We start from the raw sequence: 23595 nt of genomic DNA on the forward strand, positions 1-23595 counted from the left end.
AGAGAGTAATTATATTTACTATCATTAGCAAAAACGATATTATGCTAAATACTATTAAGACATAGCCCCATGTGTTTAAATTATCATAATCCAGTATTGCTAAGATAAATCCTAAAATCAAAATTACGGGAATATTCGTCCAAATAAACTTTTTCATCATATTATATGGAATGTGTTATAATCTTAGTTACAAGGGAGATTGCTCTCCCCTGTGGTGTTATTCGGAGTCGACTTCTTGGCGGGAGCGACTCTTTTCTTTTTCCTCTTTGATTTTGTAGTATGTATCTACGCTGTTTTTAACAACTGTTGATACTTGGGAAAAGAATGTTGCGATTGCTGTTAGCGTTCCTAAGATTATTAACCAATCCACTTTGTTCACCTCCTGTTCTTTATACTCTTATTATACACCTTAGGTTGACTTAAGTCAACTATATTTAAGAATATTTTCCCTGTAAATCTAATTTTATCCTATAAAACCAACGTACATCTGTTATACTTAATATCGCAATATATTTTAGGAGGAACTAATTTGAAAAAGTATCTATTATTACTTGTCTCTGTATTTTTCTCCCTAGCACTTGTGGCTTGTGGCTCAGAAGAAAAAACAGAAGAAAAGAGTGCACCTACTGCCTCAAACCAAAAAGGTATTAAAGAAAGCAATTCGAAAACTAACGAAAAAACAGTACTAACTAAAGTTGGAGAAAAGCAAAAATACAATGCTCAAGGCGGAGTTATTGAGCTAATGAAAATTAAAGAAATTAATCAAACTATTGATGTAGCTCCAATTAAAATGACTGTTCAAAACATCAAGCTATTTCAACTATCTGACCTTCCAGAACAAATGTTGACTGAGGCTAAAGAAGTCTATCAAACAACACCCACTAACGATGGAAAACTAAATTATATTCAAGTTATTTACACAGTGGAAAATACCTCAGATGAAAATATTAACTTCCTTAATTTTGATAAGGTAGTACTAAATAATGGTGAACAGTTAGAAGCAAATCGCAATTTTATTACAGAAAAAAACACTTCCTTTGAATACTTTGGAAAAGTTAAACAAGAACGTGTCCTAGGTTTGTTCTTTAATGGAGATCCAAAAGATATTACTAATGTCAAATTCATTACAAGTTCAACATACCAACAAAAGTCGTATGATACGATTACTGATGGTCAACAAGTTCAATTTGATTTATAAAATAGCAAAGCCCTCTCATTCGAGAAGGGCTTTTTATTTTACGGTACCTCTACATATGTTCAACTAGCTTTAATATAGAAGACAATAATTTTTGAGTTTTTCACTTTATATTGCGGTGAACCATCCACTAATACTTTATCAATAATTGACTTATGAAATTTATGTGGAGGGAAAACATAAATTCGAACTGAATATTGATAAATAATACCAACATCTCAAATGTTTGATATAATGATTTTATTACTTATCGGGAGGTTATGTCATGAGTTATGATACAGTCGCATCCTTACAACGTATGCAACAATTACAACAATCTGAAGCCGCTGCTGGGGATAGATTAATTTTAAAAAGAGCTGATTCAAAAGCAGAACTTATAATAACTGTTTCTGCAATAGTATTAATTCCTTTCACATTAGGAATATCCCTTGTATTATTCGCAATTTGGTTCTTAATAAAAGAACTTACAGCTAAAACGTATTTAGTAAAAAATGTAGCTACTGGTGAGAAGTTTAGAGTCGACCGGAATGACTTTAAACAATATAAAAAGGACTTTAAAGCCAAAGAAAAAGAAGTAAAGAAAATCTCAGACTTATAAGGTATGAGAATGAGGGGACGTTAATCTTATGAAAGTTATTCGTTCAATCTTTAACGCATTTCGTTTATTGAGTAAAATTATAAACCCTATATTAAAAGCATTATCTAAAAGTAAATTCTAGCTACATAACAACCAAAAAGCCGACTCATAAAAGAGTTGGCTTTCAAATTATTCATATGGTCGATATTTTTCTCTTAATTGCCCTAATTCTTCAGCCAGTTTTTCTACATCTTCACGAAAGTACAACGAAACCCTATCAACTACTTTAATAGGAACAATTCGCCCTTGTTTTACAAGTACATGTAATCTTTGGGTTGTGACACCTAATAAATTTACGGTTTCATTTGCTGTTAAAACTACTTGGTTAACTAACTTTTCTATTTCTTCACGACTTATTTTATAGTCCATACTCATTTTTCGTCCCTACCTTTTTTCCATAAAGAAATTAAATTAATAACAAGCGCTATAGCTAAAATTATTGTAGAAGCAATTCCTAGGTAGTCACTTACTTCAGGATTCTTATAGTTTGTTACTGTAACCACTAATATTAAAAATAATACTAATACCAAAGTGTTTCGATCTAACTTCATTTTTACATGGATTGGATTTTGTGTAATTTTGTAATTATGTTATAATATTTTTAAGGTTGGGGGAATTTCTTCCCCCGTTGTGTTATTTGCGTCTAGTCTTGCGGGCTAGGCGTTTTTCTATTTCTTCTTCCTTTTTCTTCTCCTTTCTATCTTTCATATCGTTTAGGTTTTTCTTTGCTGTTATGATTCCTACCCCCATGCCTACTATGTAAGCTAGATTTTTAAGAACCTTTTCTGTTAAGTCCCAATCCATGTTTCTCACCTCCCTTACATATATAATTATACCATACCTGTTTATTTGAATCAATAGATAATAGTTAAATAATTGCTATAAAATAAAAAAAGCCGTCATTATGACGGCTCTTACTTTAATCTTCAAACTTCACATATTCACCTGAAACCCATTGGTCTCCACCCACATTATACCAACCATCTCTATATCCCCACGACTGATACTGTTCTCCTTGATACACATTTTTTACAATGCCATAATTAGTTCCTGGACCTCTACGAACACGCAATACATCTGCTGTAATAGTAACTATTCCTACACCATTATTGACTGATTGCGAACTTGTCGGTGTGCTTTCTCCTGTATAACGAATGTATGATGAATCATTATAAATCCACTGATTGCCACCAAGGTTTAACCATCCATTTGATTGTCCCCATACTTCGTAGGACTCACCTTTACCTAATTGACGAATAACCCCGTATCCAGTGCCTGGACCTTTACGAAGGTTGATGCCATTCCCCTCAATATACGCAATACCTGTCCCGTTAGTTGACGGTGGAATAAGTGTAGGAGTTACTTTACCATCTCCATTGTATGCATTTTGAACTCTTTCAATAAAATTATTCCAACGTCCTTCTGCCAACATACGATGAGGACAGTACTTCCCACTCCATGATTGATGTGTACGGACTTTGTTAATTGGAATATTGTACTGTTTCATTAGTTGAGCTACAACGATAGCTGCATTGTCTTCCGCTTTATAGTATCTATCTCCACCGCTTAAAGAGTAGCAAATTTCAACGCCGATAGATTTACGATTACCGTTCCCGTTTCCGTCGCCAGTATGCCAGGCGTTACGCTCTAAAGGGATTCCTTGTACTGCTTCTTTATCATCTACTGCAATATGAAATGAAACCTGATTATCATTACGAATCATATAAGCTACTTCGTTTTCTGCTGTAGCATCGTTGTAAGTATTGTGAACTGTAATGAATTCCGGATTCATTGTATAAGGACACTTTATACAATATTTACTTGGGTCAACTAATTTTTTTCTAATTTCCATTATAGAACATCTCCCTTTTTCTCTTCTTGTTTTTGTTTACCACCTAAAATTTCAACTGCATTTGTTAAAGCTTGTGGCAACGGAATGCCCATTCGACCAGCATTTTCTAAAAGTGAAAGTAATTCATTACCCATGAAGAAGAAAATAGTCGCTTCACGAATTGCACTGTTACTTCCAAGCGCTGAATCTAGTTGTGCAGCCGCTCCGACCAAAAGAAAAAGCACCACCTTTTTGGCGATGCCTTTGAAACCAACTTTACTTTTTAATTCTCCGTTATACCCTGCTGCAATCATGCCAGTTAAATAATCAATAACTGCCATCGTCACTAGGATTTTCAATGTTGCATCCCATCCTCCCAAGAAATACCCACAGAAGCCACCGAAAGTGGCAATAAAGGTTTTTAATAACACATCAATACGATCCATCTTTTCCTCTCCTTTTTTAGACAATAAAAAAAGAACAGCTTATGACTGCTCTGGTTTCTTATCAATTAATTGTTGTAGCAATTCTTCTAGACGTGCAATTCTGTCCTCTTGTCTCGCTAACTGATTAGCTTGCTCTTTCACAATTTCCTCTAAAGCCAAATGCTTCTTGTAAACTTCCTGAGTCCCTGCAATACCGATAGTCATTAAAGGATACGTAGAAACAGTTTTCCTGTCTTCAGTTGCTAAGCATTCTGGTAATTCCTCTGCAATGAAACCATACTCTAAAGGAACGTCTTTAATTGTAGGCATTGGCTCTTGGTACCCACCTGCTACAATCTTCTCACGTTTTTCATAGAGTTTTTGCATTTCAGACTTACGATAGTACTGCTTAGGCTGTAGTTGCATTAATATTTCTAAAGGATCTACTTCGATTCCCTTGATAGCCGTTTTAACCTGTCTAGTCGATTCCCACATGTTTTGCGTTAAGTAGACTTTATCAACATGGATATTACTTAAGCTATTACCGTCACCCTTTTTAACTTGCAGCCCGTACTTAGTATAGTCAGGGTGTTGTGGAATACGTAAAGTAACCAGGTGTCCCATTCTAAAATCTACGTCAGCCTGAGTGTTACCTCCAGAGCGTTTATCGTTAATGTATAACGTTCTTATTCTCCATTCGTCAGCGCCTTTACTGCTAGAACTATTTAGGAACCAACTACCATTGTAAGCATCTAAAGACATGCTAGTACCTGATACAAGTTGAATATCATTTAAGCCTTTACCGCCCCTAGTAGTGTTCATACGGATATGCCCTTTAGCGTTTAGGTCGATGTCGCTATCTTCTGAGCGCATTTCAATACTACCCATGTATCCCATTTTTATAGACGATTTCATGTTTATAGATCCGTCTGAGTTACGGCTTCTAGCCATACCGATACGACAATTTGATAAATCGTAGTTATTCCATTTTGGTGTTTGTTGCTCCAGAAATAAGGAACCATTAACCTCTAGTCTGTTAGCATTATCGTAGTTGTTTCCAAGCACTAGAGCTGTACGAACTGTATTATCTGGTAAGTTAGGCATGAAACCTAAATATCCTCGTGTGATTGGTCCCGTGTTACCTACATTGGATTTAAGAGAAATATTTTGCTGATTCATTTCAACAAAATAACCTGTAGAGTTTGTACTAGTTGAGATAGTTACACCTGCTAGTCTACCAGATTCTATAGACTTAGCAGTTACAGCTCCGTCCAAGTTAATCTTACTAGCTTGAATCAATACGGATTGAGCTGTTTGGTTAATTGTTGATGCAATATCACCTTTTTTGACTCGCAAGTTAATCTCATTACTCATTACAGATAACTGAGAAGTATGCGAATCTACAATAGTTTTACTTCCAAAGCGTCCATCGGAATCTGTTTTTGAGTAAACCTCTTTTTTTTCTGCCTTTAAGTCAATTCGGCTGGATTGCTGATTTATGCTTGTCTCAAGGGTTGATACCTTAGAGTTAAAGTCTGTGGTAGCTACTTTCTTAGCAATTTCTCCTACAAGTTGATCATAGTTAGCATAGTCTTTCGGGTTTTCCATAAATGCCGAAGGTGTAGCACCTTGTTGAAATTGTGGTTGAGACACCCAGATAAGTCCGTTTCTACGTATCCATATATAAGCCTCTACATGAGTAACAGCTTTTGAAGGAACCTCAGCAGTAACAGAAACAAGTGTCCATGCACCGTTATTCAACTTATCTTTTAGGTCTACACTACTAGTTGTAACTGTAGTTGAACCATTTAGGAACTTAATCTCCAAAGCTCCACCTTGATCTAAACCGTCCTTGTTATATGTAAAAACCCATGCAGATAATACTAGTTTTCCTGAGCTAGATGTAACAGGGAATAATTGACTAATACCTGTCCAAGCATTTACAGTTAGCCCCGTTGCTTGAATCTGAGCCGAATTATACCCATCATGTTGCCTTGCTGTTGTAGGCGTAACAGCTGATCCTGATACAGCAGCTACTATTTTCCATTTGCTAAGGCTCGGAGTTCTAGAAGTAACAATACCAGAGCTAGGAGTAATTATCCTATCTTCAAAAGCGGAGTTCATATATAAGTTTGTACTACCCAGCCCGCCCACATAATCTTGCATTTGGGTATCAGAGACTTTAGAGCTAATCTGATTGTTCAACTGGGTAATCTCACTCGTATTCTTTTGAATTTGTGTGGTGTGATTCCCTTGCGTTGTACTAAGAGAAGTAATTGTAGCTTGATTGCTATCCACGGTTTGTTTAATCGCGTTAGTTTTCACTGTCAGATCATTAAGTCCATGCTGAGTAGAGAAGTCACTGGTAGATAAGTTCCACCCTGTAACACGGTCTCCCAATTCCACCTGAGGCATTCTATAGTATATGTCCCCATTATGGAATAAAGCTAAACGGAATCCACCTGTGACGATACCTGCTGTCTTTGGCTTAATAGTTCTGATTATACGAGTCCACTTACCGGTAGTGATGTCTGCTAACTCTGCATTTGTAAGCTGTACATCTTGGAATTGTACTCGCACACCTGCCTCATTGAAAAACTCTATGATATAAGCATATTTAAACTTAAAAGTAGCTACGTTAGGAACTTTCATGTAGGCACTGAACGTGTACTCTTGGTTTAATGTTACAGAAAATTTTGTTGAGAACCCACTTATGATGCTATTAGGGACTGTTTCCACTAGGTTAGTACGATTGAAGCGAATTACTCCTGCTCGCTTATCGTCATCCCATGGCATTTGAAAGCTCGTCACATCAGGATGAGGAAATTCCCAACCTACAGGTAATCCTGTATCTCTTTGTAGAAAGCTTGAGTTGTAAACTAAATTTGTCCCTACTATGCCCTTACCCTCGATAGCTGTAATAGTACTTTTCACACCATCCACACTTTTTTCAATCTCGTTTGTTTTCGATTGAAAGGCTCCTTGTGGTACTCCATCCTCAGGAGCAAGATTCCAAGATTCAAGTAAGTCTCCTAATGTAACCATTATCCCTGTAAATGTTGCATCTACAGTAGTTGTATTACCAGTAGCGATATTTACACGTACTTCTTTTAAATTACCTGTGTAATTCGTTGTATCGAAAGGAATGGAAATTCGATTCCAACCGTTTGTTACTACTTTTTGCTGAATAATAGCATAATAATGTTGATCTTTCCCATTCTGATCATACGTGAATCTCATATATAGGCGCGGATATTCTGTTGTGGATGTTACAGCCTTTACATCAACATAACAGGATGCCATCCCCTTTTTCTTTATAAACTGATCTGGGCTTAAATTTTGGTAGATATAAGCTGCATTGCTTGTTATTTGTAATCCTTTCTTAATACCTGATGCATCTGATATATTAACGTCAATAAATTTGAAAGTTGTTGAATTAGTAATACCATTCCATAAATTTTTTTCATTAGAAAAATCTGAGTTAATTACATAGTTTCGAACACTTACTTCTCGTTTTTCTATATTAGAGAGTTTTTCGGTAATCTTACCTGCTTCCTCTCTAATTTCAGTTGTCGTTTTTTTGAGTGACTTTGTATCAGATTGTATATCCGAAATCGTCTTTTTCGTGCCCTCCAGAGTTGATTCGACCGTATTTAATTTATTATTAATTTCACTATCTTTTTTTGTTAACGATTCAATGGATTGTTTAAACCCATCTGCAGTTTGTTCTGATTTAGTAACTCGTTCTGTAAGCTTTCCTTGTTCGTTTTGTACATTTGATACAGAAGTATTTATTCCTTTAATAGTAGTCTCAATTTCTACTGTTTTTTTAGTGAAATCAGTTGTGGATACTTGGTCTTCTGGCGCTGGTGTCCACGCAGTTGATATTGTGCCAATTTCTAATTTAAGCTTTTCAATTAACACATCCCCCGTGAAATCACGTGCTAAAGCGTAAACTGAAATTTCTTTAATTGGCTTATCCATTACTACAGCACTCGCTGTGAATCTTTCCTGGTTATACTGTTTACCTAGTGTTAGGCGATTTTCTACGCGACAACTCGGATAATAAAATGTATTGTCTGTGAAAGTAATCTTTACTTCGAAACCAGCCCATTTATTCGTTGTTCCCCATGCAGTAACTTTGCCTGTAAACAGGAAACTCATAGCAAGATTCTTATCCTGCATTAAAGTAGCTGCATCCTTTGCTAAATCAAAGTAGGTATGCTGCTTGTTTTCTCCAGTCTTCACTGAATGTGATTTAGTAGCTGTTTCTAGTAATAGATTTCGCCCACCAACTTGAATATTATCAACTTGAGTTTTCAGATTAGAAATTGTCTGCTTCGTTCCATCTGCCGTTGATATAATCTCATTCGTTTTACTTTCAAGCTGGGACAAACCATCATTAATTTTCGTTATCTCCGACTTCTCTGCTTTTTGTTTAAGAGCTTCATTTGTTTGACTAATAGATGTATTAATATCTTGGAACTTCTTAACGTTACCATTCTTATCCGTTTCATAGATTTGTTTTCCTATAAAACCATCTTTAATTTCATCTTTCGTATAAACACCGGATTTATCAGCCTTATCTTTTAATTGATTATTAATCCACGTTTGATCAACTTTGTCATTAACCTGCTTTTGAACACCGGCTATTTGTCCAGCTATTTCTTGCGCTTTACCTTCCACACTTAGAACCTTTTGATTTAATTCCGTTTTAGCTGTTTCAATATCTTTCTTAACATCTTTAATACTTTGTTGTAATGGAGCCGTATCTGGAACAACTGATTCCCATGCTGTACCTGTCCATATTTTTAAAATACCAGGCTTACCATTACTAATATCACGCCAGAGTGTTTTATTTGCTTTGAGATCAGTAGTAGGTGGTTTAACACTTTCTATAATATCTACAAGATTTTTCTCCATGTAATCTTGAGTTGCTTCTGCTAAGTCTTTAGCCGTTTTACTTTCCTGTTGAGCTTGTTTTGACTTGTTGATAGCATCTTGAATGTCTAGACCTTGATCTTTTACTTTGTCCTTTAAAGCATCAAACCACCCTTGAGGTACTTTATCTTGTAATGATGCTAAAATTTTTTGGTACATTCTACGTAGCTCTTCATTCGAATCAACAATTTCACGATAATCACCAAATACATACTTATCTTGTGTGGGGTCTTTAAAAGATTCATCACCAGCGATAGCACGTGCTTCAAGGTATAACTTAGGTGTGAACCCTCTGTCTATGATTCTGATTGTATCGCCTTCATTAATTAATTCATGTGCTAATCCAAATACTTGCCCTATACTTTGTGCTTGAACTTCGTAAGAAACAGAAGTATTTACACGTTTTTCTATTTCTGTTTTCATAAGAGTTTTAAGTCGTTCCGGAGTCATATCTTGATTCTCTGTCTCTGGGCTATAGAAGCCGAATTTATGTTGTCCTTTTTCATTCCAGCGCTGAAATGCACCGTCATCCACAAGGTAAGGTATGCCGTTATTTATTTCCGCAATAGTAATAAATTCTCCGCCTTCTTTTTTAACGAAGCCCAATAAGGCTGTACAAATGTTTTGAGAGTTCTCAATACGCTTAATTCCCATTAAATCTTTACCAAGAGTTACTTCTTTTTTTGTATCTCGTCCTCGCTTCTTAACCATATCCACATATCGGCCAACGATTTGAGATCCTACAACTTCAGCACGATATTGAATTTCTAATTCAAATGAAGAAGCAATCTGTTTAAGAAATGTCAGTGGATCAGTAAATTCATCAATCGTCATAGAGTGTGATCCATTATGCTCCGTTTTACCTATTTTCCACTTCGTACCTGCGAGAGCTATTCTCATGCATTCATTCAACGTTTTACCTTCAATTTTTTGCGGATTAATAATCCCTGCTTTAGCAAGCTGAATCCATTCACCAGATGCATAAGCAACCACTGATCTATCTTTAGAGTCTTTTTCTGCTTCAGTAATTACATATGGAACAATTCGACCATCACGCACTTCTTTTAACACTAAATTTTGTTGTAAAAGCGTTGTTGCATGTTCTGTATTATCAAACACCCTAAACTCTAATGTATCTATATTATTCTTGATTTCCCAATGGCGTTTATCATCCCAATAATCTTTTGGTTGTATAGCTGAAACGATTTGATTAGTTTTAAAATCAACAATATGTAAGATTCCACTTGGTGTTCTCATCTAAATCGCTCCCTATAACTTAATTTTGCTATTCCTATATTGGCTGGACGTACTATAATTTCATTCAGTCCTCTTTTTACAATAGGAAACGAACTGAATATGTCTTTCAATCCAATCACATTTTTTCCGTTAATTGTTACTAATGATCTTTCTGTATCTATTTGTATTTTGTCTCCTATATCAAAAATATAAGGAGTCTCATCTATAGTTAAGGTATTTATCTTCCAAAACTTAACATCTTCAATAAATGCAATATCAACTGGTGGATGAGAACCATAAACAATACACCCTACAGCTATCTTTGCTACTGGCCTAGCTGTCATAGGATTACTGTCAGACTCATCTCTCCATGTACGGACAAAACTAGCATCATCTATCTCCGTATTCTTTCGATATTTAGCAAAATAGAAACTCCATTCTTTGCCCCTGCGAGCTACTGCAACATGTCCTCTGAAGTCGTTAAATGTATCAGAGTACATTCCCATTTCGTCAGAGATCCACTTTCTAGACCCTCCTGAATCAATAATTGCTTGTGCTGTTGTCATTTCATGGCTCATATAATCATCAGCCAACGCTAGTTCCACTACTATGTTATCATTAGCATCTAAGAGCATAACTACAGTTTTCCCCATTCTGTTCCAGTGTTCAGACTGAAAACTCATTTGCACATCAAGTCTAAAATCTTGGATAACACCGCCTGTATTAGGAATAGTTCTCTTCATAAAAGGACCATGCCACTCGGTATCTGTTCCCGTTCCGTATGAGTCAGGTGTAAAGGCGTACCCTTGCCAAACCTTCATGGCCCCTGAACTTTTATAAATTCCTATTTGACCAGTTACAGCATTCCAAGTAGTTAAACTCTTCATTTCATCCCATATGAGACGCTCATTTTGTTTCACAACACGAGTTTTAACACCTGTGGGATAACCTAACCTAAAGTATTCATCACCATTCCATACATCAAGGAAAGGGCTCTGTGCTCCCACAGTTATATCAATAATGGGATTAGACTCTACAGAACCATTGTTACGTAATGAAGCTTTTAAGTCCCCCTTCTCAATAGCCAGTATTTTCTCTTGTATCGCTCCCAACTTATAAGGCATTGGACAAATAAATTTAATTGTTCCTGTACCAAGGGCTACAAATTCATCTGGATCAAAGCTATCATCTACAATTGCTAAATATGTTCTATTTGGTTCTATATCAAAAATAAGTTCTGCCGGTTGATCTGTTATTAACCACCCTGCAATTTCTTCTTTCAGCGTTTCTAAATCAGATCCATCAGGAACTATAATTCCCACAGGAATAGAAAGAACCCGTATTTCAGTTTGTGTGTTTAATAGTCTTGCACCAGGATACCCTTGAATACTTAATAAATTTCTTTTCAATGGTGCCCAAGTAGGTCTTTTGAAGCCTTTTGCAATTTGGACAAATTCTTTACGTTCGTTGTTAAATGTAAAAGAGCTCATTTCGACACCCCATTTCTCTATAAAATAAAAGAAACTCAAACCTAAAAGGCTGAGTTTCTTTGCTCTTCTCTTTCTTGGTATTCTTTTGTATATCGATAAGTACCGCGTGCTAAGTCTCTACCATCTAAAATAACTGGTACTTCAATTACTAAATCGCCACTTTGTGCTGAAATTACTTCATTACCACCAGTTTGCCCTGATGAATAATTGAATATTTGATTCGCGATATTACCAGCCATGGCTTGTCTACTATTTGACATACTTCCATATACACCATTCATAACAGACTTTAATCCTGCTAATTGACTCATAGAACTAGCCATCATCCGACTCATATCACCCATTAATTGATTCATAGTCCCAGTAATACCGAGTGATTTTTCTTTCGATGATAAAGGTGTAACTGTAATTGAATTACCCTTCTTCGTAAATAACTCTGGTCCGGCTTCTCCTGTGATAAATGAACCATCACCTACAGGCTTTCCACCTTTAGCAAGCATCGGTACATGCGGAATAGTTGGTGCACTAACTCCTGGAATTTCATTTAACAATTCTGCTGGTGTATTAAAACCATCTATGAACTTATTAATAATACGTATGATTCCGTTGATAGCTGTACGAATACCACTCTTAATTCCATCCCACACACCTAATACTGCTGATTTCATTCCATTAAATGCCCCACTAACAGCACTTGTTACCCAACGAACAGGAGTCATAATGGCATCTTTCAAACCATTCCACACTGAAGATGCTGTAGATTTAATACCATTCCAGATACTTGAAAGTGTAGACTTAATACCATTCCATACGCTACTACTTGCACTACTAATCATATTCCAAACAGTTGAAATAGCTGATTTAATGCTATTAAAAATTGAGCTTGCTGTGGAAACAATTGAATTCCATAAGCTAGAAAGATAGCTTTTAATCGCGTTCCATACAGCACTCGTAGTGGAACTAATAGTATTCCAGACATTCACAATCCAGTTTTTTATTGCATCAAAAATTGGTGTTACAATTGATACTAATCCATTCCAGCATGCTTGCAAGAAATTCTTAACCGTATTCCAGACAGCCATCGTGGCTGAACTGATTGTATCCCACACACTAATAATCCAAGATTTGATTTTTTCAAAGATTGGCGTTACAAATGACACAAGTCCATTCCAACAAGAAACCAAGAAATTCTTAATTGTTTCCCATACTAGGCTTGTAGTAGAACTAATTTTATTCCAACATTCAGAAATGAAATTCTTGATACTTTCAAATAGTGGAGTAGCAAAGTATAAAATAGCCGTCCAAATTGCTTGTAAGTATTGAGTAATAAAATTCCATACAGTTTGGATCACTGTAGAAATACCATTCCAAATCATAGAGAAGAAATCAGCAATCCCTTGTAAAACAGGAGTTATAAAAGCGACTAATCCATTCCAAGTCTCTTGAAAGAAAGTAGAAATAGAGGTCCATATTTCTGTAAAGAACGTCGCTATTCCCTGCAAAACTGAAGTTAAATATTCAACTATCCCATTCCAAATTTCCATACAGAAATTAAAAATGGATGTCCAAATACCAACGTACGTTTCTAGAATAGCGGTTCCCCAGGTTACAACAAACTCTACAATGCCATTCCATATACCTATTAAAAATTCCTTAATTGAGTTCCAAATTGCTGATGTAGATTCACTAATGCTATTCCACGCTTCACTTGCCCATTGCACAATCCCATCCCATATTCCTACTAAGAACTCTCCAATTGCATTCCAAGCATCAATGGTCCATTGTTTTATAGAATCCCAATTTTGATAAATTAGTACGCCTAAGGCAACTACAGCGGCTACAACCACAGCGATTAACGCTACCCACCCCATCATTGCAGCCCCTATACCTGATATGACGACAACTATTGGTGCTAAAGCCATAAATGCTCCTGCAATTACACCAATAGCTACTGCTATAGTTGCCAAAGTAGCTGCTAGTTTTGGATTATTAGAAATCCAATCGGCTATTTTAGCAACAACATCAGCTATAACTCCAAGAACAGGTTTGAGAGCCATTTGTAAATCTTGCATTGCTTTTTGAAATTTAACTGCTGGATTTGCATCCATTTTTTTAATAGAACCATTCAATTGTTCTTGATTCTTTTGGAAATCAACCGTTTTTTCTTTCGCACCCAGCAAAGTATTAATAATGTTTTGCCCTTGATCTTCATACATTGTTCCGAAAAATTTAACACCTAATTCATTACGCTTTGTTTCATCATCAACTTGCGATAGAGCTTGTGCAATCTCGGTCATTGCTGCTGAACCTTCTTTACCGCCATTAGCTACAGCTTGACCCCATTTTTCAACTTGTTCCGCTGAAATGTTAGTGCCTTCAAGAGCTTCTTTCATAGCTTTATCAACGCCTTGACCAAATTCAGCTGCTTTAATACGCCCTTCTTTTAATCCATCTAACAGGTTATCAATCATGAATATTCAACGTGATTCGTAAAGTCACGCCCGTTCCGTTACGAACTGCTATACGTCACCGCATAGATTAGACTATATCTTCAACTCTTTGAGTTGCCCCCTGTTTCGAGTGTCATTTACTTACACCCTACGTCTCTCGACTAGTCGTTGCACGTTCCTTTATTAAAGGCTTCGCTCAGCATTGTCTCTTTTGAGAGTTTCACTGAATTAAAGGGGTTTTGCATTGTATGTCACCATACAAGGGAACTATAAATTAATTCCAAGTACCTGTTTCAACACCAGCCTCCATAATTGCCTGCACTTCTTCAGCACTATATCCAGCTCTTGTTAACTGTCCTCCATATTCAGCAATAATATCTAATTGTTCAGGTGGAAATCCCATTTTTAGCAAAGCGTTTGTTAAACCAAGTGCACCATCTTGCGAAATCCCTAATTCGTTTCCAATTTCATTCGTTTCTTGAATTAATTCCGTAAAATCTATTCCTTCATAGGATTGCGCAATTGCCGCTGCTCCTTTAACAATAGCTGCATTCGCCTCATCACTTACATTCTTATTTAAAGCCCACTGTCTACGTACACCTTCTAATGATGCCTCTGCATCCACACCATAAGCGGTTACCCCTCTTACAGCCGCCTCTACTGATTGCTTCGAGGATTCTGGAACATCAAAAGTTATATCAATTTTCGTTTGCAACTTTGACATATCCATTGCTTTTTCAACCGCACTAGCAATACCGCCACCTGCTGCCATACCACCTATGACGTTTTCAAGCCCTATCTTTAGCCCTTCAAACTTCTTCTCCGTTCTTCCGGCTTCTTGCTGTAAATCTCTTAATTCATTTCGCACTTGTTGTATTGAGTTTCCAGCATCCACCGATCGAAGAGCTCGTTGTAATTTCTCTATATCTGTTTCTGCTCCTAATGCTTCCCGGCCGATAATTCCAATTGCTTGTTCCAATTGCCGACTTGTAGCCGTACCACTTTTAATTGCATTCACAAGACGATTTCCTAATGCTCCCGCAAAATCATCAACACTTTTCCCAGTAGCACTAAACAATGTTTCTAATTGTCTTGTTGAACTTGCTACACTATCTTGCTCAGCCTTCATATTTCCAAGCTTATTTTTTAGGCCATTAAGCGATCCTTCTGTAAATTCAATTTCACGCCTGAATGCGCGGTATTGTTCTTCGGAAATTTTTCCGTTTTGAAATTGTGCTTGGACTTGTTGCTCCGCTGCCTTTAATTTATCTAACTTTTGTGTGGTGTTTTCAATTTGCTGAGTCAGTAACTGTTGCTTTTGGGCTAAAGCTTCAATATTACCTGGATCAAATTTTAATAATCGCTCAACATCTTTAAGTTCTTTGGTTAAATCATTACTACGCTTATTAACATCTTTTAACGCATTTTGAAGTCCCGTGGTTTCACCATCAATGGAAATACTAATTCCTTTAATTCTTCCTCCTGCCATCATCTCACCCCTTTCTTAGAATGAATCGAAGTCTTTTTGATTTGCTTTACGGGTTTTCTCTTTGTCTGGATTCTCCATTTCTGCAAATTCAGCAATATAATCAAAGCAATCACCGATTGTCATTACTTCTAAATCCCAGCTCGTTAATTTAGCTTTATAACAAAGAGCAAGGAACAAATCAGTGGTGAATTCTTCATCACTGAAAGTCCCTTGCTCTTCATTACTTTTCTTTAGTTTTTTTTTGCTCCCATTGTACTTTGAATCATATCGTTAATCTCTGGAATGATTTCATAAATAGGAAACTCTTCAAATCCATCTAACCATGTAATTGGATCCGGAAGATTCGGATCAGCGGTTTTAGCATATAACCAAACTAAATCATAAATAACTTCAAAATCTATTTTCTTTAAATCTACATTTGAGAGGTCAATAGAAGGCTGAGAACCATCTTGTGGTGTAAACGTACCAATAGCTCCTAAAGCCATCATATCAGCAAACAAATCACGTCTAAATTGCGCTTTGTAACGCTTAACAGTTGCTGCTGTACTTTTTAGTCGAACTTGCTTACCATCTATTACAATTGTTTTTTCCATTTGATTACGCTCCTTTTGGTGCTGGTGGTGTTTTTACATAGACCTTTTTGTACCAATTATCATGGATTGCCGGTGTAGTTTTAGAAGTTGTCTTTGTCTTAACCATCGGTCTACCACCAGTTGCTAGAATAATTGGGCTTGCGACGAATTTAAGCTCGTTTGTATTCGGTTCAGCTGAATTCGTTTTTGATTTCGATGAAATATTAGGACGACTTGCTGAACAGTTATACATAACATGACGAGTTGCTTTCACATCACCATCAAACTCAAATAACAGCGCGAATGGTTTCCCTTTTGCATCAGCTAACTCATTTAATACACCATCTGTCTCATCTAATTGTTCGCCTAACGCATCAATTACAAATTGCTCCGGAAGGAGTGCAATATTTAACGTTCCTTCATAACCTTGGTTATTATCCGCTGAGTAATAAAGCATATCGTCCGCATAGAATTCAATTAAATCACCGCGTGGTTCATTTGTTAGTTCAACCGCACCAGGCATTGGAATTGGTGTTCCAAATGTAACTACCCCATCTTTTGTTTCATATGTTGCATAATAGACATTTTTCAATCCAAAACTTACTTTGTTCTCACTCATTTATATCAACCTCGTTTCATAATTTTTTTGAAATAGGTTTTCAGTTTCAATAAAAACCTCATAGGATTCATAAGGAATCTCATAATTATCTAAGATTTTTTCAAGAGTTGCTTCAGCAACTAAATCTTTTTTATTTGTATAAAGCTCGATACTTAAGTTATTTATCTTGTGATATACCTTGTTATCAGCCATTAAATTCGCTGATCCGTCCACAAGAAAGCAAATATAAGGTGGCGCTGGAACTGGATTAGTTGGCGTTGCTGTGAAATGTGAATAAGCCACAGGATAACCTGTAGCATCAAGAATTTTCTTTAATTCACCTAATGTCATTGTTGAATCGCCCTTTCGACACGTTCAATTAGTTCATTTATTGCTTTTTCTTCTGCCGGAGCAATGTGAACCTTAGCTGCTACACGGCCACCATTTGCTTTAGCATGTCCCTTTTCCAATAAATGTGTAAGTTGTGGTTTCAATGCATTATAAACAATGATTGCACTGCCATCCTTCTTTTTCCGCCAGCCTTTACCATACTTCCCTGTTTTCTTAGGACTTTTTTGTTTCAATTCATTCACAAGATTGGTCGCAACCTTTTCTTTCGCATCTTCTATATCTTCTTCTACTAGGTTAGCGTATCTTTGCAATTCCCTAGCAATATCACTTGCAAGAGTATCAATATTAGACACCGGCTTTCACCTCACAATAAAGTTCGATCTTTTCATCGTCTCTTTCATACGTGCGGTAAATGCTATATTCTTTATCTTGATACTTCACTTTTCGTTCATCTTGGTAATCCCAGACATGAACAATCAATATATGACTAGCCTTGATGTTACTTTGTCCAGCTTGAAAGAATTCTGATTGAGGAACTGACTTTTTCTTGCAAAATACCTGTTTACTAAATACTTCATTTTCCTCAACTTGTCCTAGTTCATCTTTAGTAATTGTTATTACTGGGAATAGTAAAATATCATTCATTTATAGTCACCCGCTAAAGTTAGATGATTCTTAAGCATGTTATAAGATGCTAAAAAACGTTCTGCCTCTTTTGCGTCTGAAATAAAATTAGCTTTTACATACGTAATAATTGCTCTTTTAATTAGAGGATCATTATCATCATTTGTCTTAAGGTGAGAAACGCCAGATAACTTCAAATCATATCGAGATGCTTCAATTAAATCTTCAAGTTCATCATCAAGAGCGTTATGTGAGACACGTACCGCTTTCTTCACAACATCAAGCATCATATTCATTCACCAACTTGCTCTAGCTGTTTTAAAGCTTCCAGAGCGGCATCTTTACCCTTAATCTTTTCCCCATTTGGAAGTTCGTAATATCCTCCTCCAACATGAACTGGTCCTTTTGAACCTTCTTTTTTATCTATAATTCTTTCTTTATTCAAGAAACCCTCATCTTGTAGATACATTACACGTTCTGCATCATTTGATTCATATGAATCTGCAACACTATAATGAGCAAAAGTGAATTTATCTCGAAAAGCTCTTTTTACAACATATTTATTCAACGGTTTCCCACTCACTGTTAAACCTCCTTATACCATAAAGAAAAGCGACTATTATACAGTAGCCGCTTTCTTCACTCGTAAGAATCCATTTTTAGAAATTACGTTACCACCTGCAAAAACAGAACCTCTATGTGCAATCATACCTTGCTTGAATTTAAAGTCTGTAGATCGTTGAACGTCCATATCTGAGAAAATAGTAAGTTGATAGTTTGATAACGGACCATACGCCATGCTATATTGTCCAGCTGTTGTTTTAGCATCAGAAACAGCCTTACAAGCACTATTAATAATGAATGGTACCCCATCAATTGTTCCAGAATTACCTTGTGATACTACGTTATATACCTTTTTACCATCAGAAGTACGAAGCTTAGCAAATGCTTTTAAATCTAGTTTATTTAAAACCAATACTGCCGCATCTTCTACGTCTTCATCCCCACCATAGCTATAGATAATCTCATCCAATGTAGATGCATCAATTGCTGAAATTTCTAAATCTGTTTCTGAATCAATTGCCGTAGCTGCTGCTGAGAAAATACCAACAAGTCGATTCGTAGCACCTGTCCCAATTAAAATTTCACGAGTTAACTTTTTACGAGTAGCTACCATGATCCCCTTCATTACTTCAGCATCGTAATCAGCTGCTGGTAATTTTTGAAGCTCTTCTGTGTCCTCTGAATAAGCTGTAACTTTTGCTTTTGTGATATCTGCATATCCAAACGTTGTTTCTGATGTATTATAGTCATTACCCTCAGTTGTGTAATCACCTTCTCCATAACTTTTAATATATGGCTGTTGGTAACTCTCTCCACCTTTTAAAGTTTTAGAAGAAACACGATCAATCAGTGTAGACACTTCATTGAAAGTCGGACGAATATCTGTTGCACTATGCTTAGGCAAAACTACATTTCCGCTTCCAACTGTAACAGCACGGTTTTCCATCAGAGCCTGTCCACGCTTTTCAGAAGTCTCTAATTCTACGTCTTGTTTTTGAGGTTCATTGTTAAATGTTTCAACTGTACGCATTTCAGGCATTTGATTATTATTAATCTCCTCTGCTTCTTTTAATAATCTTTGTCGTGTTTCAATTTGTTTTTGTGTTTCTTCAAGTTCTCGTAATTCTGTTTCTAATGCTGCTAAATCTACTTCCTTATCGCTTTGTAACATTGAGCGAATTTCTGATTTCCTAGTTAAAATTTCTTGTAATGTTTTCAAATGAATCTCTCCCTTATAAATATGTTTTTAAAATTAGTTTTTTACGTAATTCTTTTTGATTGCGTTCCTTCACAAATTGTTTATATGGGTCATGACTTCTAGCTGAAACTTGCGAATCAGGATAAGCTGGGAAAGCTACTGGACTAATCTCTAGTAACTTAGCTTTTGTTACACTACGAACTACATTGTCCGGATCTGATTCATCCCATTCTTCTTTGACCATTTGGAACCCAAAGGAAACACCGTCTACATCACCGCGCTTAATCGTCTCATATGTGTCATTTCCGAGTGTTGTATTGGCTAAGTCTAGTTCAAACCTTAGTCCAATCTCATCTTCAAATAAACGAAGAGTACCATTTTTAGTTCTTCCTAACACTTGTGATGTATCATGGCTCCATAAAGCTAATTGATCATCTTGAGTCAAGGACTCTGTGAAAGCTCCTTTTTTAAACTGCTCTTTAAATCGTTGCCAATAGCCCATTGTTACAGATTTCATTTCCCATTTAACTGCATAACCAGAAATTGTTCGAAGGCCATTTTCTAATTCCCTAATTTCAAGAGCACTACTCAGTAGTTCCCTCTTTTCCGTCTTGTTCATTGTCATCACCTCCTTCATCAGTGACATTTCCTTCTTTAACTAAAGCTGTATCTAATCTTCTAATCGGCTTAGATCCACCTTCAATTGGTCCAAGTGAAAGAATTGAACGCCATTCATTTGGTGTCATAGCTCCTCTATCAACCATTTGAACTAAGTCCATCTTTGTACTTAAAGAAGCGTATTGAAGTGAAGAGGATTCAAAGATAATCTTGTTACCAAATCCCCTTTCCCGACGTGAAAAAAGCTTCCTGGTATATTCTCCAGCAAGCTGCATTGCAAATGGCTCAATTTCCGATTCATAATAAGCTGTCCATTCATCCTCGTTGTATTTACTTTGGATAATCTTTTCGTTTGTATTAAAGAAATTATAAATACGTTGTACTGTTTCTTGCATCTGCTTGGAATCAGGTACAAACGCTTCAGGTTTCACTTGTTCTAAATCATACCTCGGATCAGAAGAAGCTGCTCCACCATCATTCGAGATATTCAAATAGTTATTCACAAAGTTTTTAACCTGACTATCAATATCTTCTTGTTTTAATACTGACTTAAACTTAAGAATCCACTTTACTACTGCACTATTTTTAATAGCTTTAACAATACCTTGATCAGTAGTTGTAACAATCTCCATTAACTGAGCTAATGCATTACCAGGATGTTCTCCGAAAAAGTCATTATCATTAAAGTCTTTACGCAAATGAATGATATCTGTATACGGAATCGTCATCTGCTTGCCATTTTTAAAATAAAACTTTAAAAAGATGTCTCCCTGTGCACCTTCTACAACTTCAACTGTTGTACATGGAATAGGATAAATCTCAGTAGGATAACCAAAATCATCACGCTTAATATAAGCGAATGCATTATGATTCAACTCTAATTGAACAGCCATTTTCTCTTGAAACATTTGTCCTGTCATCAATGGATTTGGCTCTTCCAGTAAAAATCTCATATAGGAATCTGGATTCACCTTAAATTCAGTAGAGTTATCTCGGATATGCTTGGCTATCAGCTTACCGACTGCTTTCGCTTTAGGACGTATACAAGCTCGTATAATGTCACTTTGATAGATGTCCCCATTCCACGCAAAAAAACCTCCACCATTATCGTTTATCATTTCAAAACGAGTTGTAGTAGGAGCCTGTTTCTTTCCAAATATCTTATCAAATAACCCCAAATTCTCACCTCCTTCTTATATCATGTTGAGGTAGTCATTTCGTTTTTCTTGAAGAACTACATATGCATTTAAAAGTGCTGCTGTGCCATCAATACGACGTCTTTGGTTCTTTGTTTTATTTGGTTGTATATTTAAATTTTTATCAACGTCTATTGCTGTGTTAGAAAGACACCACTTGTCAATTGTGTGGTTATTATAGTTTATTAGCTTAGATTCCAAGTCAGCTCCTAAAAGTTTCATCGGGCTAGAAAGGGTCTGTTTACCTTGTGCAACCGGAATCATAGCTTCCTTCCCGAAATACCCTTGCATGTCCTCAACCCAGTAATTCGCTGACCATTTATCGTAGCCAATCCAAGGTAGATAAATGCCATATTTATCTCGTATTTCTAAAAACCATTTCGTGACAAATTTATAATGAACGGAATTTCCCGGTGTTGTTCTTAATATTCCTTGCTCGTGCCATAAATTATATGGAATTTTATCTTCTTTACTTCGCTGCTCCAATAAATCTTCAGGAAGCCAATACATCTGCTTCACATAAATATGCGGGTCTTCTGGGACCATAAAAATAACCTTCGCTGCTGTTAAATCGGTGGTTGAAGATAAATCGCATCCACCAATTCCATAGGAAGGCTTTAACTTCTCTATATCGAAAGTAGCAGGATTATTTAGTTGTTCAAAAGTCAGCCATGCCTCTGTTGATGTTTCTCTTATATTAAAATCTTTTGTGAGTAAGTTCTTTACTAACAAAGAATTTGCTTTCGCCTTGTTTACTTTTGTTTCAAGTTGGTCTACCTTTTTTATCGTTCCTAGCCCTGGATTTGCCTTTGCCCATTTTGAAGGGTCTGTCCACTCTTCTCGTTTATCCAACTCATAGATTATAGGTAAAAAACGATCATCTTTATATCCATCCGGATCATCAAGTCCATTTAACAACATTTCTGCTTCTTCATACTTCATATCATACACTGACTCTCGGACAGTTCCTGCTGTTGTAATCATAAATATCATTGGCTGTTCTCGTGAAGAAGTACCATCTACAATAACATCATATAAATTTTTATCTTTCCAAGCATGAATTTCATCCATCATAGCACCGTGTACGTTAAGTCCATCTAAAGTTTCACTATCAGAACCAAGTGGTTTAAATGTACTATCATTCCATTCAGAAACCATTTCAGATACTAAAGGTTTAATACGCTTTAATAGTGCTGGTGACTTCTTTACCATTCGCTTTGATTCTAACCAAACTAATTTCGCTTGGTCTTTCTTAGTTGCTACTGCATAAACTTCTGAACCTGGTTCCCCATCTGCTATTTGCAAATACAATCCAATCCCTGAACCAACAGTAGATTTTCCGTTTTTACGAGCAACTACAAGTAATACTTCCCTGTATTTTCTTGTGCCATCTATTCCATGTACAAAGCCAAATGCCGCTGCAATAAATGCCTTTTGCCATACTTCTAAAACAATTGGTTTTCCGCCCCATTTTCCCTTTGAGTGCTTACAAAAGTTTTCGATGAACTCAATGGCATGGTTCGCTTTCTTTGAGTCGTATTCATATATACTTTCTTTATCACCAATATCACTTACTAATTTCTTATATATTCTACGGACTTTTTCACTAACAATTTCTTTTCCCGATTCAATAAGGCTGTAATATTCAATGATTGGGTTATAAGACAAAGGATATTGTATCCTCATTTATTCATCACGAAGTCATCAAACCCATCATCCTTCTCCTTACTTTCAACTGTTTTTTTAGGTATGTAATCACCCAACTGCTTCATTATCGTTTGATAACTTTTATTCATAGCTATATATCTTCTTGCCGCTGGTCTTTCTCTTTCATAAGGCTCTTGATTCTCTGATTGCGAAAACATTTCATCGTAACCATTTTCATCAAGATCTTTACGTACATCTTCTAGTCGAACACGCAAGTCTGCCGCTTCAACAATTAGCCCCTCTACTACCAAGAGGGTATCTTTTGGCATTTCTTTATATATCCGTTTAAGTCTGGTTATCTCTTTATTAACCCGCTCTTCTTTTGTTAATTCTTTCTTTATCGCCATAAATAACACCTCATCTCTTCTGCATTTTGGGTAGGGGGGTCACGCGAAATGACCTGTATATTACGTGAAGGTACCTCATCGGTCCTTCGAGAACTCGAAAAAGATTTTGAAATGGGGGGGCTTTTA

General features: G+C 36.3%; 22 protein-coding genes and 2 pseudogenes. 2 read left to right on the plus strand and 22 right to left on the minus strand.

Going from position 1 to position 23595, the window contains the following annotated elements; genetic code table 11:
• Window positions 1-217: 217 nt before the first annotated feature.
• Window positions 218-370, minus strand: coding sequence for a hypothetical protein (locus F3I02_RS04135; RefSeq protein WP_167514902.1), 153 nt, complete (start codon window positions 368-370; stop codon window positions 218-220).
• Window positions 371-529: 159 nt separating this feature from the next.
• Here F3I02_RS04135 and F3I02_RS04140 point away from each other — a divergent pair, with 159 nt between their 5' ends.
• Window positions 530-1198 (plus strand): hypothetical protein, encoded by a 669-nt coding sequence (locus F3I02_RS04140; RefSeq protein ID WP_078400394.1) that lies wholly within the window; start codon window positions 530-532, stop codon window positions 1196-1198.
• A gap of 59 nt (window positions 1199-1257) precedes the next feature.
• Here F3I02_RS04140 and F3I02_RS33785 read toward each other — a convergent pair.
• A pseudogene (locus F3I02_RS33785) lies at window positions 1258-1347 on the minus strand (N-acetylmuramoyl-L-alanine amidase); the annotation flags it as partial.
• 113 nt (window positions 1348-1460) lie between these two features.
• Here F3I02_RS33785 and F3I02_RS04145 point away from each other — a divergent pair.
• The gene (locus F3I02_RS04145) at window positions 1461-1793 is read left to right on the plus strand and encodes a hypothetical protein (RefSeq protein ID WP_049106735.1); all 333 of its coding nucleotides are present in this window, start codon (window positions 1461-1463) and stop codon (window positions 1791-1793) included.
• Between the two features lie 168 nt (window positions 1794-1961).
• On the opposite strand, the gene F3I02_RS04150 is transcribed toward F3I02_RS04145, so the two are convergent.
• From F3I02_RS04150 to F3I02_RS04245, 20 genes and pseudogenes are all read right to left on the minus strand, one after another.
• Entirely contained in the window at window positions 1962-2201 is a 240-nt protein-coding gene (locus F3I02_RS04150) for a MerR family transcriptional regulator (RefSeq protein WP_033690498.1), read from the minus strand.
• A 264-nt stretch (window positions 2202-2465) separates the two neighbouring features.
• On the minus strand, window positions 2466-2636 hold the full coding sequence (locus F3I02_RS04155; protein ID WP_061186062.1) for a hypothetical protein: 171 nt from the start codon (window positions 2634-2636) through the stop codon (window positions 2466-2468).
• A 115-nt stretch (window positions 2637-2751) separates the two neighbouring features.
• Window positions 2752-3684: an N-acetylmuramoyl-L-alanine amidase gene (locus F3I02_RS04160; protein ID WP_196477685.1), complete on the minus strand. Its 933-nt coding sequence runs from the start codon at window positions 3682-3684 to the stop codon at window positions 2752-2754.
• The gene (locus tag F3I02_RS04165) at window positions 3684-4109 is read right to left on the minus strand and encodes a phage holin family protein (protein ID WP_000373884.1); all 426 of its coding nucleotides are present in this window, start codon (window positions 4107-4109) and stop codon (window positions 3684-3686) included. Before F3I02_RS04165 ends, F3I02_RS04160 begins: the two co-directional genes overlap by 1 nt.
• Before the next feature lie 39 nt (window positions 4110-4148).
• Window positions 4149-10286 carry a phage tail spike protein gene (locus F3I02_RS04170; protein WP_196477686.1) on the minus strand — a complete coding sequence of 2046 codons (6138 nt, stop codon included), beginning with the start codon at window positions 10284-10286 and terminating at the stop codon, window positions 4149-4151.
• Entirely contained in the window at window positions 10283-11755 is a 1473-nt protein-coding gene (locus tag F3I02_RS04175; protein ID WP_196477687.1) for a distal tail protein Dit, read from the minus strand. Before F3I02_RS04175 ends, F3I02_RS04170 begins: the two co-directional genes overlap by 4 nt.
• A 41-nt stretch (window positions 11756-11796) precedes the next feature.
• Entirely contained in the window at window positions 11797-14226 is a 2430-nt protein-coding gene (locus tag F3I02_RS04180; RefSeq protein WP_196477688.1) for a phage tail protein, read from the minus strand.
• A gap of 256 nt (window positions 14227-14482) precedes the next feature.
• Window positions 14483-15697, minus strand: a pseudogene (locus F3I02_RS04185) (hypothetical protein); the annotation flags it as partial.
• A gap of 227 nt (window positions 15698-15924) precedes the next feature.
• Window positions 15925-16287, minus strand: a complete 363-nt coding sequence (locus F3I02_RS04190; RefSeq protein ID WP_000415944.1) for a hypothetical protein — start codon at window positions 16285-16287, stop codon at window positions 15925-15927.
• A 4-nt stretch (window positions 16288-16291) separates the two neighbouring features.
• Window positions 16292-16885, minus strand: coding sequence for a major tail protein (locus tag F3I02_RS04195; protein WP_196477689.1), 594 nt, complete (start codon window positions 16883-16885; stop codon window positions 16292-16294).
• Entirely contained in the window at window positions 16886-17215 is a 330-nt protein-coding gene (locus F3I02_RS04200) for a hypothetical protein (protein WP_098770306.1), read from the minus strand.
• The gene (locus F3I02_RS04205; protein WP_000065124.1) at window positions 17212-17568 is read right to left on the minus strand and encodes an HK97 gp10 family phage protein; all 357 of its coding nucleotides are present in this window, start codon (window positions 17566-17568) and stop codon (window positions 17212-17214) included. Before F3I02_RS04205 ends, F3I02_RS04200 begins: the two co-directional genes overlap by 4 nt.
• Entirely contained in the window at window positions 17561-17860 is a 300-nt protein-coding gene (locus F3I02_RS04210) for a phage head closure protein (RefSeq protein ID WP_196477690.1), read from the minus strand. Before F3I02_RS04210 ends, F3I02_RS04205 begins: the two co-directional genes overlap by 8 nt.
• Window positions 17857-18129 carry a head-tail connector protein gene (locus tag F3I02_RS04215; protein WP_141558842.1) on the minus strand — a complete coding sequence of 91 codons (273 nt, stop codon included), beginning with the start codon at window positions 18127-18129 and terminating at the stop codon, window positions 17857-17859. Before F3I02_RS04215 ends, F3I02_RS04210 begins: the two co-directional genes overlap by 4 nt.
• A 2-nt stretch (window positions 18130-18131) precedes the next feature.
• Entirely contained in the window at window positions 18132-18422 is a 291-nt protein-coding gene (locus F3I02_RS04220) for a hypothetical protein (RefSeq protein ID WP_098683185.1), read from the minus strand.
• A 36-nt stretch (window positions 18423-18458) separates the two neighbouring features.
• Complete coding sequence (locus F3I02_RS04225) at window positions 18459-19622, minus strand: phage major capsid protein (RefSeq protein WP_196477691.1); 1164 nt, start codon at window positions 19620-19622, stop codon at window positions 18459-18461.
• 13 nt (window positions 19623-19635) lie between these two features.
• Window positions 19636-20220 (minus strand): HK97 family phage prohead protease, encoded by a 585-nt coding sequence (locus F3I02_RS04230; protein ID WP_001043897.1) that lies wholly within the window; start codon window positions 20218-20220, stop codon window positions 19636-19638.
• Window positions 20186-21397: a phage portal protein gene (locus F3I02_RS04235; protein WP_078400380.1), complete on the minus strand. Its 1212-nt coding sequence runs from the start codon at window positions 21395-21397 to the stop codon at window positions 20186-20188. The genes F3I02_RS04230 and F3I02_RS04235 overlap by 35 nt, the downstream gene beginning before the upstream one ends.
• Window positions 21398-21412: 15 nt before the next feature.
• Entirely contained in the window at window positions 21413-23101 is a 1689-nt protein-coding gene (locus F3I02_RS04240) for a terminase large subunit (protein ID WP_196477692.1), read from the minus strand.
• Complete coding sequence (locus F3I02_RS04245; protein WP_196477693.1) at window positions 23098-23469, minus strand: hypothetical protein; 372 nt, start codon at window positions 23467-23469, stop codon at window positions 23098-23100. Before F3I02_RS04245 ends, F3I02_RS04240 begins: the two co-directional genes overlap by 4 nt.
• Window positions 23470-23595: the final 126 nt, after the last annotated feature.

Origin of the sequence: Bacillus sp. SRB3LM (assembly GCF_015712745.1) — a bacterium.
GTDB classification, from domain to species: domain Bacteria; phylum Bacillota; class Bacilli; order Bacillales; family Bacillaceae_G; genus Bacillus_A; species Bacillus_A thuringiensis_K.

What these genes read in the sequence shown, in the direction of transcription:
- F3I02_RS04145 (WP_049106735.1), top strand. Translation starts at nt 1,461, where the DNA reads ATGAGTTATGATACAGTCGCATCCTTACAACGTATGCAACAATTACAA.
- F3I02_RS04150 (WP_033690498.1), bottom strand. Translation starts at nt 2,201, where the DNA reads ATGGACTATAAAATAAGTCGTGAAGAAATAGAAAAGTTAGTTAACCAA.
- F3I02_RS04155 (WP_061186062.1), bottom strand. Translation starts at nt 2,636, where the DNA reads ATGGATTGGGACTTAACAGAAAAGGTTCTTAAAAATCTAGCTTACATA.
- F3I02_RS04160 (WP_196477685.1), bottom strand. Translation starts at nt 3,684, where the DNA reads ATGGAAATTAGAAAAAAATTAGTTGACCCAAGTAAATATTGTATAAAG.
- F3I02_RS04165 (WP_000373884.1), bottom strand. Translation starts at nt 4,109, where the DNA reads ATGGATCGTATTGATGTGTTATTAAAAACCTTTATTGCCACTTTCGGT.
- F3I02_RS04170 (WP_196477686.1), bottom strand. Translation starts at nt 10,286, where the DNA reads ATGAGAACACCAAGTGGAATCTTACATATTGTTGATTTTAAAACTAAT.
- F3I02_RS04175 (WP_196477687.1), bottom strand. Translation starts at nt 11,755, where the DNA reads ATGAGCTCTTTTACATTTAACAACGAACGTAAAGAATTTGTCCAAATT.
- F3I02_RS04180 (WP_196477688.1), bottom strand. Translation starts at nt 14,226, where the DNA reads ATGATTGATAACCTGTTAGATGGATTAAAAGAAGGGCGTATTAAAGCA.
- F3I02_RS04190 (WP_000415944.1), bottom strand. Translation starts at nt 16,287, where the DNA reads ATGGAAAAAACAATTGTAATAGATGGTAAGCAAGTTCGACTAAAAAGT.
- F3I02_RS04195 (WP_196477689.1), bottom strand. Translation starts at nt 16,885, where the DNA reads ATGAGTGAGAACAAAGTAAGTTTTGGATTGAAAAATGTCTATTATGCA.
- F3I02_RS04200 (WP_098770306.1), bottom strand. Translation starts at nt 17,215, where the DNA reads ATGACATTAGGTGAATTAAAGAAAATTCTTGATGCTACAGGTTATCCT.
- F3I02_RS04210 (WP_196477690.1), bottom strand. Translation starts at nt 17,860, where the DNA reads ATGAATGATATTTTACTATTCCCAGTAATAACAATTACTAAAGATGAA.
- F3I02_RS04215 (WP_141558842.1), bottom strand. Translation starts at nt 18,129, where the DNA reads ATGATGCTTGATGTTGTGAAGAAAGCGGTACGTGTCTCACATAACGCT.
- F3I02_RS04230 (WP_001043897.1), bottom strand. Translation starts at nt 20,220, where the DNA reads ATGAACAAGACGGAAAAGAGGGAACTACTGAGTAGTGCTCTTGAAATT.
- F3I02_RS04240 (WP_196477692.1), bottom strand. Translation starts at nt 23,101, where the DNA reads ATGAGGATACAATATCCTTTGTCTTATAACCCAATCATTGAATATTAC.
- F3I02_RS04245 (WP_196477693.1), bottom strand. Translation starts at nt 23,469, where the DNA reads ATGGCGATAAAGAAAGAATTAACAAAAGAAGAGCGGGTTAATAAAGAG.